The organism is Enterococcus gallinarum, assembly GCF_021496385.1.
GTDB classification, from domain to species: Bacteria; Bacillota; Bacilli; order Lactobacillales; family Enterococcaceae; genus Enterococcus_D; species Enterococcus_D gallinarum.
Map to the genome: position 1 here is coordinate 706188 of NZ_CP050816.1, position 21227 is coordinate 727414.

The following is a 21227-nucleotide window of genomic DNA, read 5'->3' on the forward strand; positions in this document are numbered from 1 at the left end:
TGTTCAATGATGTCATGCGGGGAACCGATTTCTGATACATTGAGGTGAAGGGTATCTGTCAGTTGGATTAGTGTCATAAAATAAAAAAAGCAAAAAAAATGGCATCGAGATGTTGTAAAGGGACGACTTAGTGCAATAATTAATGGGTCCACGTTGCGGTTTTGAGGGAGGATAAGCTTGTGAATAAGTTGATGAGTTGTTAAATTACGATCATTTGCACTAAGTTAAGTGCAAACATTTCATATTGTGACTAGTTAAGAAAACGCTTATATTTAGCGGTGTAAGGAGCGAGAACGATGCAGCAGCTTACCAAAAGAGAAAGCCAACTTTTGATTTACTTGTTAGAAATGACAGAACCGGTAACGATCAAACAGTTAGCTGAAAAAGAAAGTGTCAGTGTACGAACGATCAAATATGATCTGGAGGATATCCGTGATTGGTTGATTGAGCGGAATCAAGAACTGCACAGCAAACGGAGTCAGGGAATTTGGCTCAGTGTGAGTGATTCTGATCGAATCAAATTAAAAAGCGAGTTGATGGATGTCAATCGTCTGGAGCTATTTGCCGATCAAAGCTTACGGATCAATCGCCTGTTGATCATGCTTCTTGTTACCAAGGAAGCAATCACGGCGCTAAAGTTAGCCAATGCGCTAGAAGTAAGTAAAGATACGATCATGAATGATTTAGATGAGTTGGAACATCACTTTCTCAAAGAAGGTTTAGTTCTGAATCGCCAAACACGAAAGGGATTTTGGATCACTGGCAATGAACGTTTGGTTCGGTTAACGATCGAGGAGATTCTGCAAAAAGAGTTTACGGACTATGACATCTATAAATTAATGGCGTTGTTGCTAAATGGCAGAGAAACGGAATGTTTCGAAATGTATTCTGCGAAGGAAACGCCGTTGCAGGAGGTCTTTAATCAAGTCATCATTCGGATGCGGCACTTACTGGAATCCGAAAATCTGGAAAAACTAAATTATGCAGAACTACTAAATATTCTGATTCGCGTAACGATCGCCACTGTTCGCTTGCGCAAAGAGGCCACGATTGGACGGTACCAATTGATTCCTGAACACGAAATAGAAAAAAACGATCTTTCGTATCGGGTGATGCAGCAGGTGTTTGATTACTATCAATTGCCATTATTTGAAGATGAATATGACTATATTTATAGTGATACCTTCGATACGATCCATCAGCAAGATGTCATGAAATTGGTAGAGAATATGATTTATAAGGTAAGCAAGAAAATCAATTTTCCGTTTTATCAAGACCCCCAATTATTGACGAATCTCTACGCCCATTTGTCTATGCGTCTCTCAAGAAGGAAAAATTTTGTCAATGAGTACAATCCGTTTAAAGAGGACATCAAACAGAAATATCCTGAATTGTTTGCTGCTATCAATCAAGCAGCCCTCCAAGAAATAAGCGAGAAACTCTTGATCAATGATTCTTTTGTTGCCTACATTGCGTTGCACTTTCTGGTTTCCTACGAAAGAGAAGAAGACTTGCGAAGTGTTCGAGCGGTTTACGTTTGTTCAACGGGTTTAGGCGTGACAAGTTTAATTAAGCAAAAGATCAACGAAGAATTGAACAATATTACTATTGTAGCTTTTGCTTCAGTCTTAAATGCACAAAAGGTGATTGCCGCGAAGGATCCGGATCTGGTCATTAGTATTTTTCCGATCAATGGCATTGATCGGCCTTTCATCAAAGTCCATCCACTGCCGACTGAGCAGGATCTGCAAAACATCCAGCAAATGATCAAAAAAATCCTCGCTTCAACAAGTCAGGATAGGCGGCACCAATTAGTTCTCAATGAAGCACCTATCAATAAGGAAACTCTGGAAGACTTCAGCAAGGAACTGATTTTAAAGGCATATACGATCTATGAACAGTTACTTGTCACATTAGAGTCTGAATTGATCCAAGAGTACCGAGAAGCCTTTTTGCTCCATGTTTTCTTAATGGTCCATCGCATCACATTTGATCAGCAATATTTAGCAGAAGGCAGCCAAGTCGACCAAATCATTTTGAACCGAGAAGCGTTGGTAGGAGAAATTGAAGCAATTTTTGCTGAAAATAATTTAGGCATCAACAAATCAGAAATCAGCGCATTATTTTCATATATAAAAGAAGGAGCGTCAAGCTAGTGAAACTGTCAGCAGAAGCGATAACTATGATCGAGGAAAGTCAAAACCAGGAAAAATTAAAACAAGTGATTGCTTTGGTCGAAGAGCGACTTGCAGAATTTGCCATTGAACCTACTGAACTTCAGTGGACGATTTTGATCAATCACTTGAACGAGATGCTGAAACGCTCTCAAAAAGGAGAAAAGATTCCCGCTGTTGATCGGGAATTGTTCCGAGAAGTATCCAAAGAAGCCATTGCGATTTCCGATGAGGTCGTTCGAACGATTGGTCATTTAAGTGAAGATGAGATCTATGTTTTATCGATTCATTTTGAAACAGCAAAAAATAATTAATATTTAGGAGGAAACAGTCATGATTACAGTAGTTATTGCAGATCGTATGGGAAAAGGACAAAACGTAGCTAAAGGTGTAGAAGCAGCTGGCGGCAAGGCAGTTGTTGTCCCGGGAATGGGCGCAGATATGCGTTTAGGTGATGTCATGCAACAAGAGAATGCCGATATGGGAATTTCTTTTTGCGGGAGCGGTGGGGCTGGAGCCTTAACAGCCGCAAATAAATATGGGTATCCAGAACGTCATGGGATGCGTTCGATTGAAGAAGGGATCACCGCCATCAAAGATGGGAAAACCGTGCTAGGTTTCGGTTTTATGGATCAAGAAGAGCTAGGAAGACGCTTGACGGAAGAATTTATCAAAAAGCACGGAAAATAGAAAGAGGGCACACAAGATGAGCGTTCAAAAGACAACTCAGCAAAAAGTCATCGTCTCCGGTAAAGGAGAAACTAAGCAACATGCCTTTGCATCAGCACTCGCAGAGATCCAAAACAAACTAATGGCATCGGCGAAAGTATTATTGCGCATCGAACCAGTCAATGTGGAGGTGTTGAAGGCGGTCGAAAACAAATACACAGAACGCTTTCTATTCTTCTTTTTTCCCCGGCAACGAGTGAATTATGAAGTCGAACTTTCTGTCACGGTAACTGTGACAGAAATACGTTTGGCAGATGTACCTTTCACTCAACACCTCACAGAAGACCCCAATGGGATTGTTTTACCGTTTGTAACGAAAAAAGTTTGATTTGAATCATAAGGAGGAGGGAATAACGTGGATTTTGTCATTATTTTAACTAAATCGATCATCATCGGGGGCTTACTCGGTTTCTCTGCATCTGTCGGAGCAGCTCGTATGTTTCATGCGCCCAGTACGCAAGGATTAGGAGCTTTTAGAACATTAGGGGAGATGAATGCCTGCATGGGGGATGCTGCCTCCCATTTTTCCTTTGGATTAGGTTTTTTCTTTAATGCTTGGGCTTCTTCAGTTGGCGCTGGAGCTTTCACGCAAGATGTGACCCACCGCATCGTGCCTAACTGGGCAGCTGCGGCTCTCTTAGCCAAAAACAAAGATGTCAGCCAGACAATGCATGATCCGAAAAAAATGGGGATCATTGGCGCTGTTATTGGCGCGTTAGTAGTCGCTTTCTTGAATACGACAGCTGCAGCGATTCCAGAGGCGTTACAAGTAACCGCTGTTTCCGTGTTGGTTCCAGCAGCGACGATTCTGATCAATACCGTGATGCCAGTGATCTTCTGGTTGGCGGCTTTAGATGCAGGGAAACGAACAGGTTTCTGGGGGACGCTTTTTGGCGGGATTGCGCAACTGATCATGGGCAATGCGGTTCCTGGCGTTGTTCTAGGAATCTTAATCGGTAAAGGCGTCGATGAGAGTGGTTGGAATCGGGTCACGAAGAGTATGATGATTGCGATTGTTTTACTCTTTGTTTTCAGCGGATTTTTCCGTGGATTTGATATGGAAATGATCAAGAGTTTCCAACTTCAAGTACCTCATTGGCTTGATAACTTGCACAACATCTTTAGTGTGAAATAGGAGGGAAATCATGGAGACAGAAGAACAGGTAAAAGCAGTAGAAGCAAAACGGCAAAAGAGTTTTTGGTTTGCAGACTGGTCTTTCCCATTGATCGTAGGAATCATGTCAGCGGCTGTATTCTCAGGAACCCATATGTATGTCGTGTATGGCGTCGGTGCATTCAATGAAGTTTCGATCGTTGCGATGCTAAAAGCCGGCTTGGATGGCGGTTCCTATGGGGCTGCGGCAGCTTTTGGGGCGAGTTTCTTATTTGCTCGGATCTTAGAAGGCTCTTTGGTAGGGATCTTGGACTTAGGCGGTTCGATTTTGACTGGGATCGGGATTGGCGTTCCAGCCATTCTCCTAAGCATGAAGATAACAGCACCAATCGATAATTTTACCCTCTCGTTATTGACCGGATTGGTCTTGGGTCTGATCGTTGGCGGCATTATCGTGTTGATTCGCAAATTCACCATCAATCAGTCAAATTCAACTTTTGGGGCAGATGTTATGATGGGCGCCGGAAATTCCTCCGGCCGGTTTTTAGGCCCATTGATCATTTTAAGTGCTTGTGCAGCCTCTATTCCCATTGGCATTGGGGCGACATTAGGCGCGTTGGCTTTTTATGCTTGGAAAAAACCAATTGCCGGTGGCGCTATTTTAGGCGCAATGATCTTAGGTGCGATCTTCCCAGCGGTAATTCAATAGAAAGAAGGCAATGAAATGTTTGATACTTTAATCAAAAATGGCAAATTAATCGATGGCAGCAAAGTGGAAGTTGCGTTGGAAAAAGGCATAATCAAAGCAGTTGCTTCAGAGATCAATGAGCCGGCACGAGAAGTGATTGATTTATCCGGCAATTCCTATCTCTCTGCCGGTTGGATCGATGATCATGTCCACTGTTATGAAAAGATGAACCTGTATTATGATTATCCCGATCAAATAGGGGTCCAAAAGGGAGTAACAACGGTTATTGATGCAGGGACTACGGGCGCAGAAAATATTCGCGATTTTTATCAACTGACGAAATCGGTCAAAACCAATGTGTACGCACTAATGAACATTTCTAAATGGGGGATCGTGGAACAAGATGAACTTGCTGACCTGACAAAAATCCAAGAAGATCTAGTCAGAGCTGCATTAGCAGAGCTTCCGGAATTTATTGTAGGGATCAAGGCAAGAATGAGCAAAACAGTTGTCGGCGAGAATGGCATCACGCCACTAGAGTTAGCCAAAAAAATCCAATCAGAAAACAATGACTTGCCATTGATGGTTCATATTGGTTCGGCGCCTCCTGAATTAGAAGAAGTATTGACAAGAATGGAAAAAGGCGACGTATTGACCCATTGTTTTAATGGAAAACCGAACGGCATTTTAGACCAAGCCACGGATCAAATCAAAGACTTTGTTTGGGATGCGTATAAAAAAGGCGTTGTCTTTGATATCGGTCATGGAACAGACAGCTTTAATTTCCACGTTGCTGAAACTGCCTTAAAAGCAGGTCTCAAAGCCAACTCGATCAGTACAGATATTTATATCCGCAATCGTACGAATGGGCCAGTCTTTGATCTGGCTACTACGCTGGAAAAAATGAGAGTAGTAGGCTACTCGTGGGAAGAGATTATTGAGAAAGTCACCTCAGTTCCTGCCAAAAACTTCCACTTGGCGAAGAAAGGTCAATTGACTGTTGGTTTTGATGCCGATTTGACGATCTTTGAGATTGTCGAAAATGAAAAAGAACTGAAAGATTCCAATGGGGTTACACGGATAGCGAAAGAACAAATTGTTCCAGTCCAAACAATTATTGGAGGCGTCATTTATGACAATTAGCTATGAAAAGTTTGCTTTAAAGGAAGTCATCAATGCCTCGGGAAAAATGACGATACTCGGTGTCTCGAAAGTATCTGAAAATGTGCTAGCCGCACAACGATTTGGCGGTGAACATTTTTTTGAAATGAGTGATCTGACTGTGAAAACTGGCGCCTACCTTTCTCAGTTATTGAAGGTGGAAGATGCGCAGATTGTTTCTTCTGCTTCAGCAGGGATTGCCCAATCTGTCGCGGCTTTGATTGGTCAAGGCGACCTGTACCATGTTTATCATCCCTACACGGAAAAAATCACGAGACGGGAGATCGTCGTACCTAAGGGTCACAATGTAGACTACGGCACACCGGTTGAAGTAATGGTTGCTCAAGGGGGTGGACAAGTCGTCGAAGCGGGATATGCAAATATGTGTACACCGGCGCATGTCGCTAGGATGATCACGGAAGAAACAGCCGCACTTCTATATATTAAAAGCCATCATACCGTGCAGAAAAGTATGCTAACGGTGTCGGAGATGGTAGAAGTTGCCAAAGCCCATCACTTGCCATTGATCGTTGACGCAGCCGCGGAAGAAGACTTGTTCAAATACAGCGAAATGGGTGCCGACCTTGTTATCTATTCTGGCGCCAAAGCAATCGAAGGTCCGAGTGCCGGTCTGGTCATAGGGAAAAAGGAATACATTCAATGGATTCGTCTACAGTCTAAAGGGATCGGTCGGGCAATGAAAATCGGCAAAGACAATATTTTAGGCTTTACACAAGCAGTAGAAGATTACCTGCAAAATGGCAGTGAATCCGGTGAGTCCATGAAACAACGATTGGCACCTTTCGTGGCAGCGATCAATCAACTTCCTGATTTATCAGCGAAAATCGTTCAAGATGGCGCCGGGAGAGATATTTATCGTGCAAGTGTCACGGTTGCTGGCAAGAAATCTGCGAAAGAAGTCATTGAAGAACTAAAGGCACAAAACCCAGCAGTCTACACACGGGAATATCAAGCAAATAACGGAATTATTGAGTTTGATATTCGCTCGGTCAACCAAAACGAAATGGAAAAAATCATTAAACGCTTAAAAGAAATCATGTAGGAGGCTTTTAAATTGTCAGTTATTCCAAATTATTATAAAGATCGCGTATGTTTAAATGTATTGGCTCATTCAGTTGAAAATGCGAAGGCTTGTTATGAAGCAGCAGCAGGACATGTCGTACTAGGTGTGTTATCCAAAAACTATACTAGCGATGAAGCAGCGATCGAAGACATGAAAAAATATCAAGCGGCAACGGATAATGCATTGTCCGTTGGGTTGGGCGCCGGAGATCCCAACCAAAGTCAGATGGTTTCCCGTCTATCTGGTACTTTACAACCGCAACATGTCAACCAAGTATTCACTGGTGTAGGAACTTCCCGTGCTTTATTGGGACAAAACGATACAGTCATCAATGGATTGGTTTCACCAACAGGCAAGGTAGGGTACGTCAATATTGCCACTGGACCTTTAAGTTCACAGGCACCGGCGGCAGAGGTTCCCATCGAGACCGCCATTAAAATGCTGCAAGATATGGGTGGAAGCTCCATTAAATACTTCCCAATGAAAGGGTTAGCGCACAAAGAAGAATTCAAAGCAGTTGCGGAAGCTTGCGCCAAATATGATTTTTATTTAGAACCAACCGGAGGAATTGATCTGGAAAACTTCGAAGAAATTCTGCAAATCGCCATTGATGCAGGCGTTAAAAAAGTGATTCCGCATATTTACAGTTCGATTATTGACAAAGAAACTGGCGATACGCGACCAGAAGATGTGAAAACATTATTCGACATGGTCAAGAAAATCGTCAAATAAGTGAAGCATAAAGACTGTTTACTAGATGGGGAATCAGTCATTGGTAAGACACTCAGAGATGGGTGTCTTTTTTGCGTCAAGATTGCTACAAAAACAACTAAGAGACAAGTTTTCTATGTCCGCTTTGATTGCTCTTTGTAACCTAACCACTGGTTAATTTTTTTTAGAAAATAGAATCATTTAATCAATTGTTGCGTGTTCCGATTCTTGTTATGATCAAAGCAGTTACCACTATCAACCGAAAAGGAGACCACAGCGATGGAGATGAGGGAAGTGATTCGCCAGTATCGGAAGAAGAAAGGATTGACACAAGAAGAGCTAGCCAATCGCCTTGGTGTGACAGCGCCAGCAGTAAATAAGTGGGAAAAGGGGCATTCACATCCAGATATCTTGTTGCTAGCGCCAATTGCACGCTTACTAGACATTAGTCTTGATACGTTATTCTCATTTGAAAAAGAACTCACGATAACCGAAATCAATCAGATCATTCGTGAACTGGATCATAAGCTCAAAAAACAACCTTTTGAAGATGTATTTCGCTGGGCCAAAGAAATTTTGGATACCTACCCAAATTGTGAACAATTGATTGGCCAAGTAGCACTGCTTTTAGATGTACAGCTATTGGAACAAGCTGTTCCCGCTAAAGAAACATACCAGAAGCACATTCATCGTTGGTACGAACGGGCGTTAGAAAGTCGGGATGAAGATACCAGAAATCGAGCAGCCGATTCTTTGTTTGGATTTTACGTACGAAAAGAAGCGTACGAGAAAGCAGAAAGCTACCTCCATTATTTTTCCAATCAGAACCCAGAGAGAAAAATCAAACAAGCCTATCTTTACAGTAAGACCGGACGAGTAGCAGAAGCCTATCAAGCTTATGAGGAGCTGCTGTTTTCTGGTTATCAAAGGATGAGTATGGTATTCCAACAATTATATCTTTTGGCGATGAAGGATGAGAATAAAGCAAAGGCGCATCTGCTAGTGAAGAAACAGTCAGAATTGGCAAAATTATTTGAAATGGGGGAATATCACGAGGTATCCAGTGATATTGACTTAGCTATTGCAGAAAAGGATGCGGATCGAACGATAGAAACAATGGAGAAAATCCTCGCCAGTGTTGCTAAAATCAACGATTTCACCCATTCAACGTTGTATGAACACATGACATTTAAGGAAATCGACAGCAACTTCGTTAACGAACTTTACGAGAATTTATTCCGCATGTTTAGTGATGAAGAAACCTTTTCTTGGTTGAAGACGAATGAACGATGGCAAGTGTTGGTAGGCAAGAGCAGATAAAGAAAGCGTGCTTTTCCAGTAATAAAAATCGACACAAGAACTGTTCCAATTAGTCATAAAAGACATGCAAGTTCTTCCAATAGGTAAAGTAAGAACAAGATAAAATGAGCAAATAAGTGTTAGTTAATTTGACGGCAATGTATTTGGTTAATCATTCAGGAAATCTTCTTGCTATTTTTACAGATCATTGAAACGCTTCATTATCTCTTGCTGTTTGGTAGGGTGTACCGGGGATTATCCAATGCTTAAGAGACAAAAAAGCGTTAAGTTTTGTAGCTGAAATCTATAATTGACAACCTTGCTAATCACCCTAATAAAAACATTTTTTCAGATAATTTTGAGATAGGAATAAAAAGCAGCTCATCAGTAGGTGAGCTGCTTTTTGTGTTGTTTTCTTAGGCATCTGCCTCTTCCGACAGCTGAATCAGTAAGTCTTTGATCACATCATAAACTGCGGCTGTTTCTGGGTAGGGGCTTTGGACGTTCTGGATAATAAACAGGTCTCGGTAACGGTATTCTGGGGCTAGTTCTTGCCAATTCAATGTGTCTGTGAGGGCAAGTTTGGAAATGATCGACTTGCCGATGTTATTCTCCAGTAGTGCTAGAATCATTTCGCTATTGTTGGCTTTAATGATCTGCGGGTTCAAATGATTCGAGTAAAGATACGTTTCATTGATATAGTACATTCCGGAATCATTCTCTCTGAGGATCCAGAAATCGGAATCAATATCTCCTGCTAGAACAAGTTCGTCTTTATAGACGAACTCTTTTTGGATCAAAGGAGAGACGATGGCTTTTTCGATCAGTCCGATATGGGCTTTGTTGGCTTCCACGGCATCAATGACTTCCTGAGAATTCATGATTTTGATTTCGAAAGCAATGAATGGAAAGTGTTCGATCAGCTGGCCCATGATCGTTGGGAGTAGGTGAACACCAGTTGTATTGGAGCAAGCCAATACGCAGTCCGTCTTGAAATTTTTGGCATTTTTAGCTTGTGCAAAGACACTAGCTAACGAATTTAACGAATCCACCACTTTAGGGTACAAGAATTCTGCTTGTTTCGTGGGTAGAATCAATTGTTTTCCTTTGCGTTCAAAGAGTTTGAACCCTAACTCGGTCTCCAATTTTTGAATTTGGACGGAGATGGTTGGCTGGGTCTTAAACATTTGTTTGGCGGCAACACTAAAATTCCTAGTTTCATAAACGACAACGAATGTTTTTAATAGTTCAAACAAAAGAATCCCACCTTTTTCTATTAATATAATTTATAACGGATATATAAAATCGTTATTTTACAAATAGTTAATTTGTGGTTATATTATAGATGACTACAAAAGATAACACAAGTACGATAGAAATTTTTAATCGTTCAGAAAGGATGGATCAATGAATCAAGCACTAAAAAATTTTTTGAATGCAATTCCGATACCTATTTGTGGGTTGATTTTAGGAACGGTTTCGTTAGGAAATTTATTGTTTGCCGAAGGGTTCGAAGCAATCGGCAATATCTTTTGTTTGATTGGTATTTTGATTATGGGATTGTTCCTTCTTAAGCTGTTTTTCACATTTAAACACACATTAGCGGATTTGAAAAATCCGATCATCGCTTCTGTTGCACCTACTTTTACCATGTCTTTGATGGTGATCTCGGTAGTGTTGGAGCGAGTATTTCCTAATTTACTGATGAATGACTTGCTATGGCTGACATCAATCGGGTTGCATTTGGGTCTCATGACTTATTTTGTTGTCGTTCATATTTTACCTGTCGACATTACGTTGGAATATGTGTATCCAAGCTGGTTTATTACTTTTGTCGGCATTGGAGTGATTCCAAATACATCAGCAGTCTTTATCAAAGAACTGGGGGAAATCGTTGTATGGATTGCACTGGTTCTATATTTTGCTCTACTACCAGTGATTCTAAAACGAATTATGTTCCAAAAGATGACAGAAGCTTCAGCAGTACCTTTGATCACAATTTTGACCGCCCCTGGCTCCCTTTGTTTAGCTGGCTATCTGTCAGTCTTTAAAGAAGGATCGGCTTTATTTGTAGCTTTGATGCTGGTATTGTCCCAAGCAATTTATTTCTGCGTGGTATTTTACATGAAAAAAATGCTGGAAGTTGGCTTTTATCCAAGTTATGCAGCCTTCACATTCCCATTAGTCATTTCAGCAACAGCAATGTTCAAGTCTTCTCAATTCTTTATGGATCGCCCAATTTTATTTGGAGTGACTGAGTTATTGAGTATAGTTGAAACAGTATTAGCTATCGCAATGGTTTGCTATGTATTGCTGAAATACTTCGTTCATTTGTATAGTCAGACAAAGAGTTTGATCGCAGATCATGAATGTTAAGGTATTAATGGACGTATCTTTGTAAGTTCGAGTAAGAAAATTGTTGTTATTGCGGGATAAATGAAAGTCATATTGTTTCTAAATAATAAAAAAGGATGTGGGTTCATATGAGAAATACAAGTAGAAAAGTAGTTGTCGTTGGAACTGGATTTGTAGGAACAAGTATTGCTTACTCAATGATCAACCAAGGGCTGATCAATGAATTGGTTTTGATCGATGTGGATCGTGAAAAGGCGGAAGGAGAAGCCCTTGATTTATTGGATGGGATGTCATGGGCCCAGGAAAACATCAAAGTTTGGGCTGGCGACTATACTGATTGCCAGGATGCAGATATCGTGGTGATCACGGCAGGTGTCAACCAAAAACCAGGACAAACACGGTTGGAACTAATCGATGTCAACGCGGGGATCATGACTAGTGTTGTAAGAGAAGTGATGGGGTCAGGTTTTGATGGGATTTTAGTCATTGCTTCTAACCCTGTGGATGTATTGACACACGTTGCTTGGCAAGCATCGGGTCTGCCAAGCAACCGCGTCGTTGGAACTGGGACAACGCTAGATACCACCAGATTCCGTAAAGAATTGGCGCAAAAATTAGAGATTGACCCAAGAAGTATCCATGGCTACATTATTGGCGAGCATGGGGACTCTGAAGTAGCAGTCTGGTCACATACGACAGTAGGGGGAAAACCGTTGCTAGAGTTTATCGTCAAAAACCATCGATTGACTGTCGAAGATCTGACAACCATTTCTGATCGGGTGAAAAATAGCGCTTATGAGATTATCAATCGTAAAAAAGCCACCTTCTATGGTATCGGTATGAGTGTTGCCAGAATCGTTCGAGCAATCTTGAACAATGAGCAAGCAGTATTGCCCGTCTCTGCCTATCTCGATGGGGAATACGGCGAAAAGGATCTATTTACAGGTGTCCCTTCGGTGGTTGACCAAGGAGGGGTGCGGGAAATCATTGAGCTGAATATCGACCCAGCCGAGAAGCAAAAATTTGCCCAATCCTGCAGCCAACTTAGAGAAGTGATCCAATCACTGGACAAAACGACTCATTGAGAAAGGAGAGATGCTATCACTATCGGCGATCATCCGCCAAAGTAATTGGTCAGTCGTTTCTCTCTCATAACAAATGACTATTTCCAAAAGGTAGTAGAATGGCGCAACGATTGTTCAGCCGATAAGACCACGATTAGTTGAAAATGAATGAATTCCTTAGTTAATTGATAAGCCGTAATAGAAAAAGAGCAGCGCGAATCAACTCGAGCTGCTCTTTTTTGCTTACTTTTTTGGTAGAAAGATTCTTGGTTTATTCGTGGTATTTATCCAATAGTAGTGTACTGCTGCTTTTCTTGTTTGGCATGATAGGCTTCTACAGCAAGAATGGCTTGCTGGAACATCTCGCGAGTGATGGGATAGGGTACATGAACAATGTCGTTGGTGGTCATGGCTTTATCTAAGATGGCTTCCAAGTCCGATTGGGCATTGAGGTGCATGTCAGCCAAACAGACGGGCAGCTTGTTTTCTTTCATAAAAGCATAGACTCGTTGAAAGAGTTCGGTTTGCTGATCCATCATCAACAATGCTAGAACGCCGTAGCTGACAGAAGCCCCATGCAGATAATTCTCCATTTTTTCCAGAACAGTCGTACCATAATAGAACGAATGGGCCATGGCAGAATTGTAGTCATTGATGACTAAGACAGATACTAACCCGGTGGTCACGATGATATCTGAGACGACTTGTTGGATGGCATCCGAGGGGCGATTGGCGGCACTGTCTTTCAACGCTTGTGTGCCGTAGGTCAATAAGCGCTCCGTGCACATTTTGCTGATCTGAATGCCTAATGCATCGGTATGATCCAATTGATCCCCTCTAGAAGAAAAAGTGGCTTCGATTTCTTTCGATAAGGCGTCACCGATGCCGGCCCACAGGTAACTATCCGGCGCTGCGGCGATAATAGCTGTATCAATAAAGGCATGGACCGGCGGTTTTGAAGGAAAGAACAAGCCATGCATTTCGCCTGCTTCGGTGTAGATCACGCACACGGCTGTAACGGGAGAACAATTTGAGCCAATCGTCGGAAATGTGAAGACGGGCTTGGCTAATTTCTCACCTACGACTTTGACGGTATCACACACACGGCCGCCTCCAACGGCAAATAGGACCTCTGCTGCTTGGACACTTTCTTCCTGCAGTAAGCGTGCTACATTTTCATAGGTAGAATTTCCACCATACCATAGGCTGTCAATGACGAATACGTCTTGTGTCAAGGCAGACTTGATTTTGTGCTCTGCTTTCGCTAGTGCTGTTTTTCCACCAATCAGAACAGCTTTTGTCCCATAACTTTTAACGATATCATTTACTTTTTCGTAAGCGTCTGTTCCGATCGTATAATTTGGCAAAAAGATACTTTGACTCATATTGTTTTCCTTCTTTCTTTGCGACGATATTCGCTAATATTGGTCCTGTGATCTGATGAATGATCATGCCGACAGCAGCTGGAGTAACGGCAGCTGCGATCGTGGCGAAATGAGCATTCGCTAAGGAGATGGCTAATCCGGTATTTTTCATTCCTAATTGAAACATGATCGACTTGGCCTGTTGATCACTGACACCTAGTAGGCGGCTAATCCCGTAGCCTGCACCGTAACCGATAAGATTATGCAGCAAGACAAGGAAGATGACGATTATTCCAGACTGAACGATCACTGCCCCATTTTTCGCCACGGTTCCTGCAACGATCAAAAGGATGCTGACGGAAGAGACTAAGACAAAAGCCTGCATCCACGCATCGATATAGTTGGCAATAAGCTTATGGACGATGATCCCTAAAAGAATCGGCAGTAGTACCATCTGCAAAACCGACAAAAGCATGGCGAAAAATGAGATTTCTGTATACTGTCCAGCTAAAAAATAGACAAGAAAAGGGGTCACCACCGTTGCCATTAGCGTGGAGACAGTGGTCAAAGAGACCGTCAATGCGACATCTCCCTTGCCGATGAAGGTCATCACGTTGCTGGCGGTTCCTCCTGAAACAGAACCCAGCAAGACAAAACCGATGATCAGTCCGGAGGATAATCCGAAAAGCTGTGCCAAGCCATAAGCAACAAGCGGGCTGATGGTAAATTGGATCAATAAACCTAAAAGAAAAGCTTTTGGCTGAATCACCACCATTTTAAAAGCAGTGACATTTAACGTCATTCCCATACAAAACATGATGATGCTTAGTAACGTTGTTGTGCGCGTAGGTATCCACAAAAATGGTTGGGGAAACAGGTAGGAGATCAGCATCAAAAGGACCATGAGATAAATCAGGTATTTATTCACAAATTTGGCAATCGAATTTATTGTATTCATTAAGACTTTCCTTCCATCTTGACGTAAAGGGACTAGCAATCCTATCACCGTTTCCAACACCTGAGATGCTGCGGATCAGAGGAATCAATAGAAAACCAGCACAGCTACCAGCAAAAGTTTTCAACAAGCAAAGCTTTAAAAAGGGTATAAAAAAACATTCCACCCAAGAAGATTCTCTGTTCTTCTGGTGCAATGTGAATAGGGACTCTTTGAATAAAATACTCAAACAGTCCCGACTATAATAATAAAATAATTGCCTCTCTTCTACTAACAGTCATTCAATCACTTCCTTTGTCTAAATTTTCAGAATATTTAAATTGTTTTATCTAGTGTACAAAATAGTTTGGAATCTGTCAAAGGGAAAATGAGATTTTTGCTAATAAAGGAAATTAGAGACGGGATGAGAGAAAAAAGCTCAGAAGCGCAGACATCTTCTAAGCCTTTTTCATTGAAAGTAAAACTTTTCTAGGGTTTCAGTCTGCTTGAGAGGTTCAGATAAATCGAGGAAATAAGGCGTTTGCCAGTTTTGTGTTCGGGATGCGGTAGGATTTAAGTCCTGCACCCATGGTGGATACACGCGAAAAGCCATTTTCCCTGCGGTTGTTTCTGTTTTGATGATGCCGTTGGCGACAAGAACAGAAGACGGGAAGACAAATTGACCTTTTTGCTTGCCATCAAGGACAGTAATCATTCATTTGTCTGGATAGCCGCTTAATGAATAAGCTTGATTCTTTTCATGAGGGTGCTCCCACAATGCAGTGAAATAGCCTTTTTTCTTTGGTGTTTTCTTCGCCAGACGGCTACGAAAAGTCGTGTTTCCAACAACGAAAGTCATGCCTTCATATACGCTGTTTTGTCTCTCCGTTTGAATCTTAGTGGGGCCAGCTATATGGTGCATCTTCAATAATGCAGTCATCAATTTCTCTGATTGCCGCATTTTAGGCCATCACCAATCGTTTCCATTTTCTGATTTTTGTTCGGAAATTAGTGAATGGCGCCACTGAATTAATGTGGATCCATTTATACAGGGGCCATTGTGCTTTGGTTGTAGCCCACTTTCTCTGTCCGGGCTCAAACAGTTCGGTATCTGATAGTGTGCTGATCCATTGGCATAGTTCCTCCACCAGTTGGGTCAACTGCTGTTGTTGTTCTTTTAGGGAAAGCTGCCCATAGCGCTGATAAAATTGATCATAAAGTGCACCTAACTGATTCCACTTATAGCCTGCTGCTGGTGTTTGCACAGCAACGCCGTTTTTTTCTTGGGCTTCCCAGTCTAATAGAAGATGGAGCCACCCTAGTTGATAAGACAAATTTTCAGAGGGACTTTTATCTACCTCATCATGGTGCTGGTGTCTCCATTCTTCTGGAATCTCTTCAAATTCGGTGATGTATTTTTGAAACGTGTCTTGAATGGTTTGGATCAATTCTGCTTTTGTTTGATACTGACGCATTGATTTTCCTCCTACTCATCAGAAAGTGTTTTTTCTTTGGTGATTTGAATGACCAGACCAAACGGATCTTGCAAGATGGCGTAGAAGTCCGCAAATTCATTTTGAATAGGAGACTGATAGATCTTGCTCAATTGGTGTTGGCTCAATTTCTCGTAAATGGTTTGTGCTTTTTCGATCGTATCCGTAATGACACTCAATGACAAGGTATTTCCTTGCTGGCAAGGAATCCTAGGATCAATGGGTTGATCTGTCAACTGCATTTGCGTCTGGCCTATTTGCAGTACTGCGTGGGAAAGCCAATGCTCGGTGCCAGTTTCAATCACAGTATCGGGAGCCAATTGGGTTTTAAATTCTTGGAACGTCATTTTAAATAATAGTTTTCCATCAAAAATATCCTGATAGAAAGCCAGTGCTTCTGTTCCTTTTCCTTCTAAGGTCAAAAAAAGTGCTACATCGATGGATGCCAAAATCAATTCTCCTTTTCTCTATGATAAACTAACTGTAACAGTTAATGGTTTCATTTCATGACACCTTTGGAGGAGAATATGAAAAAAACAGAAAGAATCCAACAAGAAATGTGGTTCTGTTGCAAAGTTTTAAATAAAGAATAAAATCCCTTACGGTATCTATGATTTAAGCTGGGATTCCCAATAATACCTTGATTTCAGTACAGACCGAAAACCCGAAGAGAGTGCCTTCTTTTCGGGTTTTCTTATATAATCCTCGGATGGCTTCCATGCCTTTAATCGTGGTAGAGGCAGTGCGTAAACTTCGATAGAATTTATTGCGTCTCTTTACTGGACGAAGGTCTTGTTCAATCAAATTATTCAGGTATTTAATGGTACGATGTTCTGTCCCTTGATAAAAGCCGTATTCTTTTAGTTTCTTAAAGGCACTTGTAATAGAGGGGGCTTTATCTGTGACTACAACCTTCGGTTCATCAAACTGCTTCACTAACCGCTTAAGAAAAGCATAGGCTGCTTGTGTGTCCCGTTTTTTACGTAACCAAATATCCAAGGTTAAACCATCTGCATCGATGGCTCGATACAAATAATGCCATTTTCCTTTAATTTTGATGTACGTTTCATCCATTTTCCATGAATAGAAGGATTTTTTATTTTTCTTTTTCCAAAGATAATAGAGGACTTTGCTGTACTCTTGCACCCAACGATAAATCGTTGTATGAGAAACGTTAATGCCACGATCATATAAGATTTCTTGAACTTCACGATAGCTAAGGTTATAACGAAGATAGTAGCCCACGGCTACAATAATCACATCCTGCTGAAATTGCTTTCCTTTAAAATGATTCATCGTCATTCCTCCTGCTATCTTTTTCTATTATTCTACCTTATTTGATAGTAGATTTAAAACTTTGCAACAGAACCCTCGAGACTCTGTTCACAAAATCAAATAAAAAAGCTCTGTGAAATAAGTATAGTTAACAATAAAATATCCGAACGATAGAGAGAATGAACTGTGATCTAGCAGTTCCTCGTCGCAAATTCACTAGAATTAGCATTATTTACTCTAAATTGTTCGGATATTTTTTCTTGTTTTTAATTATGATTACAGTGCCTATTTTTAACGAAATTTGCTTATTTTCAAAATGTATGATTATATTTTAGTAAACACTTTCAAATATGAAAAGAGGAGCTATTATGGTAGGAATTAGGGATGTTGCAAAACGGGCGGGTGTGTCCATTGCAACAGTATCGCGCGTGCTAAATGAGGATCCGACACTTTCAGTAACCGATGAAACCAAACGAAAGATTGCAGAATCGGTTAATTTTTATCATTATGTCAAAAAAAGTCCCGTTGCAAAAAATTTAACAAATATTGCATTAATAACGACAGTTTCTGAAGTAGATGAGTTGGAAGATCCCTATTTTCGAACGATTCGCAGAGGGATTCAAGTCGAAGCAGAACAAAGCAAAGTCAATTTGAAGAAAATTATTCGTTTGTCAGAAACACCGTTGGAGCAAGACGATTTGCTAAAATGTCAAGGTGTGTTGATTATTGGGCAGGTGCTATCTTCTGTGATTGAAGAAGTATCAGCAATTAATTCGAATGTCGTAGTGATTGATGACCCTAGTATTGAAGCTGAAGTAGATGCAGTTTATACTGATTTAACAAAAGCAACGAATCAGCATTTAGATCGATTGTATAAAAAAGGACACCGAAACATTGCGTTTATCGGAGGAGGACGTGTTCGTTTAGATAGCCAAGGAAATAAACACGTGTCAGATGATGATTATCGAAAAATAGCCTATGAGACGTGGATGAAACAAAAAGGATTAGAAAAATATAGTCAAATTTATTTAGAAGGCTGGACCACACTTGACGGAATGCAGGCAGCAGATTTACTTTTGAAAAAACATGCTAAAGATAAGTTGCCGACTGCTATCATGGTAGGAAATGATCCTATTGCTGTGGGGGTTTATCGTTCACTTCAAAAAAATGGTCTACATATTCCAGAAGATATTTCGATTGTGAGTTTTGATAATATTGAAGTTGCTGAATTTTTAACACCTGCATTAAATACGGTGAATGTGAATACAGAAGAAATTGGAAAACTAGCAGTTCGCATGGTTAATGAACGAATAAAAGAAGTTAGAAATGTTTCGATCAAAGTGATTGTTTCTAATAATATTATTGTTAGAGAAAGTGAAAAAAATATCGATTAAAAAGTAAACATCCAAAAAAGGGTGTTTACTTTTTTGTTTACTAATATTTTTAGTAAAAAATCTCGACAAAACATTAAGTAAACAGTTATGGTGTTGTTAACAAAAAGAAAACGCATTCAAAACAGGAGGAATTAAGATGAAACATTTCAAAAAAATAGCTTTAACAGGGATAGCTGTTTTAACTGGGACATTACTCGCAGCATGTGGTGGGGGAGATAGTAATTCTAAAGACGGGCAAGTAACTTTAAGCTATGCGAGTTGGGATACTGACCAAGCTCCAGGACTAAGAAAAATGTTAGATGAATTTGAAAAACAAAATCCTGATATCAAAGTAGAAATGGAGACAACGCCTTGGGATCAATATTGGGTTAAATTAGAAGCTGCAACAACGGGAGGTAATATGCCAGATGTAGTAACCATGCACTCTAGCGAATCCTATAAATATATGTCACAGAATGCTTTGATGGGACTTGATGATGTTATCAAAGAAAATGATATTGACATGGGAAACTTTACTGAAGGAATTGCTGATTTCTATACGCTTGAAGACGAACTATACGCAATCCCTAAAGATGCTTCTGTAGTGGGGCTATGGTACAACAAAGAATTATTTGATAATGCAGGTGTCGATTATCCAGATGAAACATGGACATGGGAAACACTCAGACAAGCTGCAATTGATTTAACAGATGAATCAAAAGGCATCTATGGTTTTGCATCACATATTGGAACAGAGACTGGCTACTGGCCATTTATTTATCAAAATGGGGGAGAAGTATTTGCCGATGACAATACAAAATCAGGTTTGAATACCCCAGAAGCACAAGAAGCTTTAGCTTTTTATCGAGATATTGCACTTGTTGATCATGCTTCACCAACAATTACAGAATTACAAGATCCTGATAAGTTAAGTCGTTTTCAATCAGGTAGATTAGCAATGATGATTGAAGGAAACTGGTTTGCACCGGGATTTTTGAAAAATGACTATCTAGTTGAAAATGTTGCTTCTGCCGTGTTACCTAAGGGAAAAGTTAATGCAACAATTACAAATGGACTTGGTTGGGCTGCCAGTGCGAATACAAAATACCCAGAAGAAGTGAAAAAACTAATGGCATTTTTAGCTAGTGAGGACGCCAATAAAATCCAAGCGGAAACGGGGGCATCAATCCCAGCACTAAAAGGCTTTGAAGACGAGTGGGCTGCTTCTTCAGATACAATTGATTTGAGTGCTTTTGGAAAAATGTTGGAGTATGGAGTCCCTCGTCCATACAATAAAGATGGATTACGAGCTGAACAAGCAGAAGTTCAAATTATTAACCGTATTCTGTCTGGTGAAGTAACTGTTGAAGATGGAACCGCTCAAATTGAAAAAGAAGTCAATGCGATATTGAGCGGAAATTAAATTAGTTAATTATATAATATACAGGCGAAAGGATTCTATTTCGTCTGTATATTAATGGATGAATACCAAAAAGGGGGATATTATGAAAAATCGAATTTTTGGAAAATATCGTAAAGATCAAGTGATATGGGGCTATATTTTTATTTTTCCAACGGCATTAGGATTAATTTTATTAAATATATGGCCAGCAATTCAAACAGCAATTTTAAGTTTTCAAAAAACGGTAGGGTTCGGTGATACTGAATGGGTCGGATTAAGAAATTACCAAAAAATGTTTGCAGACGGTGAAGTTTTTCAGTCTTTATTAAACACATTAATTTATGCAGTGGTTTCGATACCTAGTATTGTTGTATTATCCTTGTTGGTGGCAGTTTTAATGAATAGAAAAGTTAAAGGATTGTCGATTTATCGGACAATTTATTTTCTACCAGTCGTTGCTGCACCATCCGCAGTCGCAATGATTTGGCGCTGGATGTTCAATAATGATTATGGACTGATTAATAACATGTTGGCTAAAATAGGTCTCGATGGACCAGCATGGTTAACGGATCCATCGATTGCGATTTATTCTATTATCATTGTAGGAGTTTGGAGTGCTATTGGTTATAACATGGTGTTATTACTAGCCGGCTTATAAGAAATTCCTAAAGATTATTATGAAGCAGCGGAAATTGATGGTGCTAGTCCAATCCAGCAGTTTTTCAACATTACGTTACCATTAGTTACACCAACATTATTTTTTGTAGTTGTAACAACAGTTATCAATGCTTTCCAAGTATTTGATGTTATTTTTATGATGATTACTCCTAATAGTACCGCCATGTTTAAATCACAATCATTAGCCTATTTATTCTATAAACATTCATTTATTTTAAATGACAAGGGATATGGTTCGGCAATCGTTATGTTCCTTTTAGTGATTATATTAATTATTACTGCAATTCAAATGAAGTTGCAGAAAAAGTGGGTAAACTATTAAGGAGGCT

The 21227-nt window shown here is 40.4% G+C and carries 20 protein-coding genes and 2 pseudogenes; 15 read left to right on the top strand and 7 right to left on the bottom strand.

What is annotated here, in order from left to right:
* Positions 1-296 precede the first annotated feature (296 nt).
* The 10 genes from HED61_RS03395 to HED61_RS03440 all read left to right on the top strand — a co-directional run bounded on the left by HED61_RS03395 (position 297) and on the right by HED61_RS03440 (position 8981).
* On the top strand, positions 297-2156 hold the full coding sequence (locus HED61_RS03395; RefSeq protein WP_029487395.1) for a BglG family transcription antiterminator: 1860 nt from the start codon (positions 297-299) through the stop codon (positions 2154-2156).
* A complete protein-coding gene (locus HED61_RS03400) occupies positions 2156-2488 on the top strand; it encodes a PRD domain-containing protein (protein WP_021150740.1) in 333 nt (110 codons plus the stop codon). The genes HED61_RS03395 and HED61_RS03400 overlap by 1 nt, the downstream gene beginning before the upstream one ends.
* Before the next feature lie 19 nt (positions 2489-2507).
* On the top strand, positions 2508-2864 hold the full coding sequence (locus HED61_RS03405) for a glycine-rich SFCGS family protein (RefSeq protein WP_003128942.1): 357 nt from the start codon (positions 2508-2510) through the stop codon (positions 2862-2864).
* Between the two features lie 16 nt (positions 2865-2880).
* Entirely contained in the window at positions 2881-3231 is a 351-nt protein-coding gene (locus HED61_RS03410) for a DUF4312 family protein (protein ID WP_003128943.1), read from the top strand.
* A gap of 27 nt (positions 3232-3258) precedes the next feature.
* Positions 3259-4038, top strand: a complete 780-nt coding sequence (locus HED61_RS03415) for a DUF4311 domain-containing protein (protein ID WP_003128944.1) — start codon at positions 3259-3261, stop codon at positions 4036-4038.
* 10 nt (positions 4039-4048) lie between these two features.
* Positions 4049-4726, top strand: coding sequence for a DUF4310 family protein (locus HED61_RS03420; RefSeq protein ID WP_029487396.1), 678 nt, complete (start codon positions 4049-4051; stop codon positions 4724-4726).
* A 15-nt stretch (positions 4727-4741) separates the two neighbouring features.
* Positions 4742-5848: an amidohydrolase/deacetylase family metallohydrolase gene (locus tag HED61_RS03425; protein WP_021150736.1), complete on the top strand. Its 1107-nt coding sequence runs from the start codon at positions 4742-4744 to the stop codon at positions 5846-5848.
* Positions 5838-6929: a DgaE family pyridoxal phosphate-dependent ammonia lyase gene (locus tag HED61_RS03430; protein WP_029487397.1), complete on the top strand. Its 1092-nt coding sequence runs from the start codon at positions 5838-5840 to the stop codon at positions 6927-6929. The genes HED61_RS03425 and HED61_RS03430 overlap by 11 nt, the downstream gene beginning before the upstream one ends.
* Positions 6930-6941: 12 nt before the next feature.
* Positions 6942-7682: a 2-dehydro-3-deoxy-phosphogluconate aldolase gene (gene dagF, locus HED61_RS03435; protein WP_003128951.1), complete on the top strand. Its 741-nt coding sequence runs from the start codon at positions 6942-6944 to the stop codon at positions 7680-7682.
* Positions 7683-7940: 258 nt separating this feature from the next.
* Entirely contained in the window at positions 7941-8981 is a 1041-nt protein-coding gene (locus tag HED61_RS03440; RefSeq protein WP_124019100.1) for a helix-turn-helix domain-containing protein, read from the top strand.
* 395 nt (positions 8982-9376) lie between these two features.
* Here HED61_RS03440 and HED61_RS03445 read toward each other — a convergent pair whose 3' ends face one another.
* The gene (locus HED61_RS03445) at positions 9377-10216 is read right to left on the bottom strand and encodes a LysR family transcriptional regulator (protein WP_021150732.1); all 840 of its coding nucleotides are present in this window, start codon (positions 10214-10216) and stop codon (positions 9377-9379) included.
* 151 nt (positions 10217-10367) lie between these two features.
* Here HED61_RS03445 and HED61_RS03450 point away from each other — a divergent pair, with 151 nt between their 5' ends.
* Together HED61_RS03450 and HED61_RS03455 are read left to right on the top strand one after the other, a co-directional pair.
* Positions 10368-11336, top strand: a complete 969-nt coding sequence (locus HED61_RS03450; RefSeq protein ID WP_005469843.1) for a TDT family transporter — start codon at positions 10368-10370, stop codon at positions 11334-11336.
* A gap of 107 nt (positions 11337-11443) precedes the next feature.
* Positions 11444-12400: an L-lactate dehydrogenase gene (locus HED61_RS03455; RefSeq protein ID WP_003128957.1), complete on the top strand. Its 957-nt coding sequence runs from the start codon at positions 11444-11446 to the stop codon at positions 12398-12400.
* Positions 12401-12663: 263 nt separating this feature from the next.
* Here the strand turns inward: HED61_RS03455 and HED61_RS03460 are convergent, their stop codons facing one another.
* The 6 genes and pseudogenes from HED61_RS03460 to HED61_RS03485 form a co-directional block, all read right to left on the bottom strand.
* The gene (locus tag HED61_RS03460; RefSeq protein ID WP_124019099.1) at positions 12664-13764 is read right to left on the bottom strand and encodes an iron-containing alcohol dehydrogenase family protein; all 1101 of its coding nucleotides are present in this window, start codon (positions 13762-13764) and stop codon (positions 12664-12666) included.
* Entirely contained in the window at positions 13700-14701 is a 1002-nt protein-coding gene (locus tag HED61_RS03465; protein ID WP_005469846.1) for a bile acid:sodium symporter family protein, read from the bottom strand. The genes HED61_RS03460 and HED61_RS03465 overlap by 65 nt, the downstream gene beginning before the upstream one ends.
* A 445-nt stretch (positions 14702-15146) precedes the next feature.
* Positions 15147-15638 (bottom strand): annotated as a pseudogene (locus tag HED61_RS03470) (MepB family protein).
* A 1-nt stretch (position 15639) separates the two neighbouring features.
* Entirely contained in the window at positions 15640-16152 is a 513-nt protein-coding gene (locus HED61_RS03475; protein ID WP_003128966.1) for a ClbS/DfsB family four-helix bundle protein, read from the bottom strand.
* An 11-nt stretch (positions 16153-16163) separates the two neighbouring features.
* Positions 16164-16619: a VOC family protein gene (locus tag HED61_RS03480; RefSeq protein ID WP_060815327.1), complete on the bottom strand. Its 456-nt coding sequence runs from the start codon at positions 16617-16619 to the stop codon at positions 16164-16166.
* Between the two features lie 166 nt (positions 16620-16785).
* Positions 16786-17466 (bottom strand): IS6 family transposase, encoded by a 681-nt coding sequence (locus tag HED61_RS03485; RefSeq protein WP_060815326.1) that lies wholly within the window; start codon positions 17464-17466, stop codon positions 16786-16788.
* A gap of 347 nt (positions 17467-17813) precedes the next feature.
* Here HED61_RS03485 and HED61_RS03490 point away from each other — a divergent pair, with 347 nt between their 5' ends.
* The 3 genes and pseudogenes from HED61_RS03490 to HED61_RS03500 all read left to right on the top strand — a co-directional run bounded on the left by HED61_RS03490 (position 17814) and on the right by HED61_RS03500 (position 21220).
* Entirely contained in the window at positions 17814-18839 is a 1026-nt protein-coding gene (locus tag HED61_RS03490) for a LacI family DNA-binding transcriptional regulator (protein WP_002338088.1), read from the top strand.
* Between the two features lie 136 nt (positions 18840-18975).
* The gene (locus tag HED61_RS03495; protein ID WP_016853349.1) at positions 18976-20241 is read left to right on the top strand and encodes an extracellular solute-binding protein; all 1266 of its coding nucleotides are present in this window, start codon (positions 18976-18978) and stop codon (positions 20239-20241) included.
* 82 nt (positions 20242-20323) lie between these two features.
* Positions 20324-21220, top strand: a pseudogene (locus HED61_RS03500) (carbohydrate ABC transporter permease).
* Positions 21221-21227 lie beyond the last annotated feature (7 nt).

Coding starts and splice junctions, on each gene's coding strand:
- HED61_RS03395 (WP_029487395.1), top strand. CDS start 297: ATGCAGCAGCTTACCAAAAGAGAAAGCCAACTTTTGATTTACTTGTTA.
- HED61_RS03405 (WP_003128942.1), top strand. CDS start 2,508: ATGATTACAGTAGTTATTGCAGATCGTATGGGAAAAGGACAAAACGTA.
- HED61_RS03410 (WP_003128943.1), top strand. CDS start 2,881: ATGAGCGTTCAAAAGACAACTCAGCAAAAAGTCATCGTCTCCGGTAAA.
- HED61_RS03420 (WP_029487396.1), top strand. CDS start 4,049: ATGGAGACAGAAGAACAGGTAAAAGCAGTAGAAGCAAAACGGCAAAAG.
- HED61_RS03425 (WP_021150736.1), top strand. CDS start 4,742: ATGTTTGATACTTTAATCAAAAATGGCAAATTAATCGATGGCAGCAAA.
- HED61_RS03430 (WP_029487397.1), top strand. CDS start 5,838: ATGACAATTAGCTATGAAAAGTTTGCTTTAAAGGAAGTCATCAATGCC.
- HED61_RS03440 (WP_124019100.1), top strand. CDS start 7,941: ATGGAGATGAGGGAAGTGATTCGCCAGTATCGGAAGAAGAAAGGATTG.
- HED61_RS03450 (WP_005469843.1), top strand. CDS start 10,368: ATGAATCAAGCACTAAAAAATTTTTTGAATGCAATTCCGATACCTATT.
- HED61_RS03455 (WP_003128957.1), top strand. CDS start 11,444: ATGAGAAATACAAGTAGAAAAGTAGTTGTCGTTGGAACTGGATTTGTA.
- HED61_RS03460 (WP_124019099.1), bottom strand. CDS start 13,764: ATGAGTCAAAGTATCTTTTTGCCAAATTATACGATCGGAACAGACGCT.
- HED61_RS03465 (WP_005469846.1), bottom strand. CDS start 14,701: ATGAATACAATAAATTCGATTGCCAAATTTGTGAATAAATACCTGATT.
- HED61_RS03475 (WP_003128966.1), bottom strand. CDS start 16,152: ATGCGTCAGTATCAAACAAAAGCAGAATTGATCCAAACCATTCAAGAC.
- HED61_RS03485 (WP_060815326.1), bottom strand. CDS start 17,466: ATGAATCATTTTAAAGGAAAGCAATTTCAGCAGGATGTGATTATTGTA.
- HED61_RS03490 (WP_002338088.1), top strand. CDS start 17,814: ATGGTAGGAATTAGGGATGTTGCAAAACGGGCGGGTGTGTCCATTGCA.
- HED61_RS03495 (WP_016853349.1), top strand. CDS start 18,976: ATGAAACATTTCAAAAAAATAGCTTTAACAGGGATAGCTGTTTTAACT.